The organism is Arthrobacter sp. UYCu511 (genome assembly GCF_040547105.1).
GTDB lineage: Bacteria > Actinomycetota > Actinomycetes > Actinomycetales > Micrococcaceae > Specibacter > Specibacter psychrochitiniphilus.
In genome coordinates this window covers 169,315-175,314 of record NZ_JBEPPB010000008.1, presented here as the reverse complement: position 1 = coordinate 175,314, position 6,000 = coordinate 169,315, and the positions used below count along the sequence as shown (strand labels likewise).

The 6,000-nt window shown below is 57.9% G+C and carries 5 protein-coding genes; all 5 read right to left on the bottom strand.

What is annotated here, in order from left to right; all coding sequences use genetic code 11:
• Positions 1 to 157: 157 nt before the first annotated feature.
• Positions 158 to 1,732, bottom strand: coding sequence for an LCP family protein (locus ABIB48_RS12525; RefSeq protein ID WP_110106523.1), 1,575 nt, complete (start codon positions 1,730 to 1,732; stop codon positions 158 to 160).
• Positions 1,733 to 1,880: 148 nt separating this feature from the next.
• The gene (gene era / locus ABIB48_RS12520) at positions 1,881 to 2,846 is read right to left on the bottom strand and encodes a GTPase Era (RefSeq protein WP_110106451.1); all 966 of its coding nucleotides are present in this window, start codon (positions 2,844 to 2,846) and stop codon (positions 1,881 to 1,883) included.
• Positions 2,839 to 4,197 carry a hemolysin family protein gene (locus ABIB48_RS12515; protein ID WP_354213143.1) on the bottom strand — a complete coding sequence of 453 codons (1,359 nt, stop codon included), beginning with the start codon at positions 4,195 to 4,197 and terminating at the stop codon, positions 2,839 to 2,841. The genes era and ABIB48_RS12515 overlap by 8 nt, the downstream gene beginning before the upstream one ends.
• The gene (ybeY, locus tag ABIB48_RS12510; RefSeq protein WP_110106449.1) at positions 4,194 to 4,667 is read right to left on the bottom strand and encodes an rRNA maturation RNase YbeY; all 474 of its coding nucleotides are present in this window, start codon (positions 4,665 to 4,667) and stop codon (positions 4,194 to 4,196) included. Before ybeY ends, ABIB48_RS12515 begins: the two co-directional genes overlap by 4 nt.
• Positions 4,664 to 5,737: a PhoH family protein gene (locus ABIB48_RS12505; RefSeq protein ID WP_110106448.1), complete on the bottom strand. Its 1,074-nt coding sequence runs from the start codon at positions 5,735 to 5,737 to the stop codon at positions 4,664 to 4,666. Before ABIB48_RS12505 ends, ybeY begins: the two co-directional genes overlap by 4 nt.
• Between the last annotated feature and the right edge of the window lie 263 nt (positions 5,738 to 6,000).

The following is a 6,000-nucleotide window of genomic DNA, read 5'->3' as shown; positions in this document are numbered from 1 at the left end:
GGTGGGGGGGGGGCCGCCCCGCCCCCGCTTTTGCGTGTGGCCCCCCCCCCCCCCCCCGCCGCCCCCCCCCCCCCCCCCCCCCCCCGGGGGGGGGGGGGGGGGCCCCCCCCCCCCCCCCCCCCCCCCCGCCCCCTTGTGTGTTCTAGCCCGTGGCGAGCTAGTAGGTGTAGTACAGCGGGTTGACCTTCATGCACTCACCGCTTTGCTCGGCGGTGCTGGAGACAATGTCATCTGGCAGAACGATCTTGCCGAATTCCTTGCCGGAGGCCCAATCAGCCCCCACCACGAGGCTGATGCCCGTCACGGTTGGATCAGATTTCACGGCACTTGCGGGAAGCTTGAAGAGTGCGGCCACATCAGCCGCCACGTCAGCCATGTCCGCCCCGTAGAGAAGCTGGGTTTTGCTCTGTACGGGAACATCCCCTGCCTGCCAAGCACTTTGGAAACCAGCGGCCGCCAGTTCCTGGACCAATTCCAGGGAACGGCCAACAATGGCGGTTGCGTTGACCACGCTGATGGGCTGCAGTGACTTGTCATAGGGCGGTGCTGAGGGCGCCTGCGTTTCAGGGGCTTTGCTTGACGCGACGCCAGAAGGAGCCGCGGCCGGGGGGCTCGGGGAGGGGGCTCCGGAGAGATCCGCGTCCTGGCGCAGGGCTGCGAAGAATTGGCTGGCCTGAGGCTCCTTCAACTGAACCCTGTTGATATCTGCAGAATATGGTTCGTTGGGGACCGTGACAAAGGAGACCTTGCTCAGATCAATCTTGGCCAAGCGTGTAGCTACACCGATCATGGCTGGAACATTGGCCAGGTTCTCATCAATGGTGAGGTTTTTGGTGACCACGTCAGCCAAGGTGTAGAGCTTGGGCAGGTTGGTCAACGTCCCTTCACTCTTGACCTTGCGCACCATGGAGCCAAGGAAATACTGCTGGGCCTTGATCCTGTCCAGATCACCGGAATCACCAAAGGCGTGCCTGGTGCGCAGGAAAGCAAGCGCCTGTTCCCCTTCTACCAGGCTTTTACCCTTGGGTAGTTTCAGGAACGAGCCGTTGACGTCATACATGGCGTGGTCAACACACACTTCAACACCACCCAAGGCCTTGGAAAGTTCCTTGACGGCTGTGAAGTCAGCCAGCATGAAATGGTCAATGGTCAATCCGGTGATGTCATTGATGGCCGCTACAGTGCAGCCGGGCCCTGCCGCAAGCGCTCCGTTGAGCTGTCCCAGAAGTGCCCCTGGAACGGTTTCACCGGTCGCCACGGACACGCAATCAGGGATGGGCACCATGAGGTCGCGGGGAAAACTGGTCACGGAGACCCGGCTGTTATCTGCCGAGATATCCATCAGGAGCATCACATCCGATTGGCCCTGACCGGCAGAATCTTCCGCGGTACCGTACTCACTGTTCTTGCCAGCGCGTGTATCGGTTCCAAGAATCAGGATCTGCAAGGAGCCCGTGTCTTCCACGGACTTGCCCGAACCGGAGGCGTTGGGTACGCGCCCGTCAAGCGGCGCTGTTGTGACATTGCTTTGCAGCTTGTAGAAAAGCAGCCCGGCAGTGCCTAACCCAATAACAAGGACTGAGCACACAGCAAGAGCCGTGATTCGCAACCAGAGTGGGGCTCTGCGATGGGGCTTGTAGTGCCTGCCGGCCGGCTCCAAGGTACTCTCAGGTCCCCTAGGTGGGGTGCTGGCAGCTTTCACTGCCCCCGTTTCGGCACGGCGACGCCCCATGAACAAACCTTTCACTATGGATATAAACTCTCAAGAGTTTATCGGCGAAGGCTGGGAACATCCCACAAGCCACACGTTCGCCCAAAATTGAACAGAAAAACATCAAGCGGCGGCCCGGCAGGCCGCCGCCTTCCTGCTGAATTATTCGCTAAAAGCCCAGCTTAACAAGCTGTTTGGGATCGCGCTGCCAATCCTTGGCTACCTTGACATGCAAATCAAGGTAGATTTTGGTACCCAGTAGCGCCTCGATACCTTTCCGCGCAGTGGTGCCTACATCGCGAAGCCTGGCCCCACCCTTGCCGATAATGATGGCCTTTTGGGAGGGCCGTTCCACATACAGATTGACCCGCACATCCAGCAACGGGTTATCCTCCGAGCGGCCTTCTCTGGGAATAATCTCCTCAACCACCACGGCGAGGGAGTGAGGCAGTTCATCGCGAACGCCCTCCAGCGCGGCCTCACGAATCAACTCTGCAACCATGACAGCCTCAGGCTCGTCGGTGAGGTGCCCATCAGGATACAAGGCAGGGCCCTCCGGCATGTAGCTGGCGAACACCCCTGCCAAGGTTTCAACTTGGAAGTCTTCCACAGCGGAAACAGGTACGACGGCGGCAAAGCCAGTCTCGCCGAAGACATCCCGGCCCAGCTTGTCAACAGCTATGAGCTGGTCTGTGACCGCTTGGCGGTCCACCGTGTCTGTCTTGGTGACAATGGCAATGACAGGTTTTTTGCCTACGTTGGCCAATTGCTGGGCGATGAACCTGTCACCGGGACCAATTTTTTCATTGGCCGGCAAGCAGAAACCAATAACATCAACTTCAGCCAGAGTATCCGCCACCAGATCGTTGAGGCGTTTACCCAAGAGTGTTCGGGGGCGGTGCAGCCCTGGGGTGTCCACCAGAACAAGCTGGAATGTGTCCCTGTGCACTAGCCCACGAATGGTGTGCCGGGTGGTTTGCGGCTTGGCCGAGGTGATCGCTACCTTTTGTCCCACAAGGGCGTTGGTCAGTGTTGATTTCCCTGCATTGGGCCGGCCGGCCAGGACGGCGAAACCTGCACGGAAACCCTCGGCCTTGGGAGCAGGCATGGCCAGCTTCTTGTTCGACTTACTCATGGTTGCTCCTAGTGTTTTGATCAATGGTCGCCTCAATCCAAGGCGCATTAGCTAATTTTGAATCTCTTATGCCAATGTCCGTCCCGGACCGGCTGCTGGCAATATTACGGCTGGCGATGATGTGGCTAATTCTGTTGCGTTGGGGTTCCTTGCGCTCAGCCTGCAAGATCACCCCGGAGATCTCCACAATGTCCCCCACCATGGGGATCCGCCCCAAGTGCTTGGCAAGGAGGCCGCCCACCGTGTCCACCTCGTCGTCGTCCATGTCCTTATCGAAAAGCTCACCGAGTTCGTCAACGGCCAACCGGGCCCGAATCCGGAAGCACCCTTCTGCAAGGGTCTGCACATCTGGGGACACGGAATCGTATTCGTCCTCAATTTCTCCAACAATTTCCTCAAGGAGGTCCTCGAGTGTCACCAGACCGGCCGTTCCGCCATACTCATCCACCACAATGGCCACATGTGTTGATTCCAGCTGGAGTTCTTTGAGGAGGGCGTCCACCGGCTTGGACTCGGGAACATAACGAACAGTTCGTGTTAGCTGCTCCACGCTGGGCCTGCCCCGGGCACCATTGTTGCGGTACAGGGTAGCCACCAGGTCTTTGAGGTACAGGATCCCCAGAATATGGTCGGTACTTTCCCCAATTACTGGAATGCGCGAGTACCCCGAAGACAGAAAAGCCTCGAGTGCTTCTTCCAGTGTGGAATCTTGGCCAATGCTCATGATGTCAGTGCGCGGAACCATAACGGCCCGAACCATGGTTTCACCCATGTCAATCACGCTGTGGATGAGTTCAGCCTCATTGTCCTCAATCATGTCCGCTTCACTGGCGCGATCAACGAATTCACGGAATTCCTCTTCGCTGACAAATCCTTCATCGGCAGCTGGTGCGTCCTTGGTGAGGGCGGCGCCCAGACGGTTCAACCATTCCGGGATGGGGCCCAGAACGCGCCGTAGAAAGTGCACCAGCCAGGACGTTCGGCCTACAAGAGCAGCCGCGTGAAGGCGGCCCAGGCGTCGCGGGGACACGCCCACCATCATGAACCCCAAAAAGGCCATGATGACGGTGGCGATCAGCCCGGCGAGCCATTCGTTGTCCAGCAGCCGCACTAGAAAAAGGGCCACGGCTACGGCGGCAGCCATTTCAAACCAGACCCGCCAAAACTTCAGCGCATTCAAGTGCGCTTGAGGTTCAGCGAGGACCTTATCCATGGATACGCCACGGCTGTGCAAGGCAATGCTTTCCGAGTCGTGGCGGGGAAAGAACCCTAACGCTGACTCAATGGCCGTCAAAAAAGCGGCAATGGCCGTGAAGAGAATCCCCAGGACCGGCAAGAGAACAAGCGTCACTGCGTGGTCTCCCGCGGAGCTTCCCGGCCTAGGAAGCTGGAGAGCAATTCACGCTGGATGCCAAACATCTCTTCCTTTTCCTCCGGTTCACGGTGATCGTATCCCATCAGGTGCAACATGCCGTGTGTGGTGAGCAGCAATAGTTCCTCCTCCATGGAGTGCCCTGCACTCACCGCCTGCTCCTGTGCCACAACGGGGCAAAGAACAATGTCTCCCAGTAATCCTGGTGCGGTGGGCTCGGCAGCCGTGCCGGGGCGCAGCTCATCCATGGGGAAGGAGAGCACATCGGTGGGGCCGGGCTCATCCATCCATTCCACGTGAAGCTTTTCCATGGTTTCAATATCCGCCAAAATGACCGAAACTTCCGTTTGCGGGTGCAGATGCATGGCCGTCAGGATGTGACGGATCAGCTTGACGAGCTCTTCCTGGGGTGCCTCCACGCCTGATTCATTGTTAATTTCGATGCTCATCGTGACGTGCTGTCCTTCGGTTTTGTGGGGCTGGGATGAGCTTCATCCCAGCTGTTGTAGGCGCTGACAATGGCACCCACCAAACGGTGGCGCACCACATCCGTGGCGTCGAGTATGGAGAAGTTGATGTCATCAACGCCCTCGAGAATCTCCCTGACTACCCGCAAGCCAGACCGCGTTCCCGTGGGCAGATCCACTTGCGTGATGTCTCCCGTGACAACAATCTTGGATCCAAAACCCAACCGAGTCAGGAACATTTTCATTTGCTCCGGGGTTGTATTCTGGGCTTCATCTAAGATGATGAACGCATCGTTGAGGGTGCGCCCACGCATGTAGGCCAGCGGAGCCACCTCAATGGTTCCTGCCGCCATGAGCCTTGGAATGGTTTCCGGATCCATCATGTCGTGCAGTGCGTCATAGAGCGGGCGCAGATAAGGATCAATTTTATCGTTCAAGGTTCCGGGCAAGAAGCCCAACCGTTCCCCTGCTTCAACGGCAGGGCGGGTGAGAATGATCCGGCTGACTTCTTTGTGTTGCAAAGCCTGAACTGCTTTTGCCATGGCCAGATAGGTTTTTCCTGTGCCGGCGGGGCCAATACCGAACACCACGGTGTTGCGGTCAATGGCGTCTACATAGTCCTTTTGATTCGCGGTCTTAGCCCGGATGGTCCGGCCACGGCTGGAGAGAATATCGTGACTGAGGATGTCCACCACAGAGACCTCAGGACGGGTTTTGAGCATGACTACCAGCTGTTCCCAGATGGCAGCACTCATGGTGCTCTCGCGGGCCACCATGCCGCGGGCTTCCTCCATCAAGTGCATGATGCGCGGCACTACTCCAACAGGGCCGGTGATGGTGAGCACATTGCCACGAGCTAGGAAGGAAATCCCCGGATAGAGTTTTTCAACAACCCGCAGCCCCTCGTCTTCGGCACCCAAGGTGGCAACCATCTGCTCGGTTGAGCGAAAATACACCAGTTCGGTGCGGGTCCCGTCCACTGAATGGGGGAAGTGCCCGCCCTGACCTTCTTCTGCGCTGTGATCGCTTTGGTGTGCTGTTGTCTCTGCCATAAGTCCGGCCCGTCCAGGCCTGAAATCTCTCCTTGGGTTTACCGGTTTTAATTCCCGGAACGCCTGCTATTTCTCCTTATCATCAATTCTAGTGCACTGCTCAGCAACGCCGCTCATATACGCTTCGCCGCCGATGTGCATCTTTGTCCCAAACTGCGGAAAAGTGTTTCGATACGGTTTCAGTTCACCCAAACCAGCCAATTCGAGCTCTTCCGCACATTCTCCTGTGCCAAGCTAGGTACGGTTCCAAGCCTTGTGGGGAT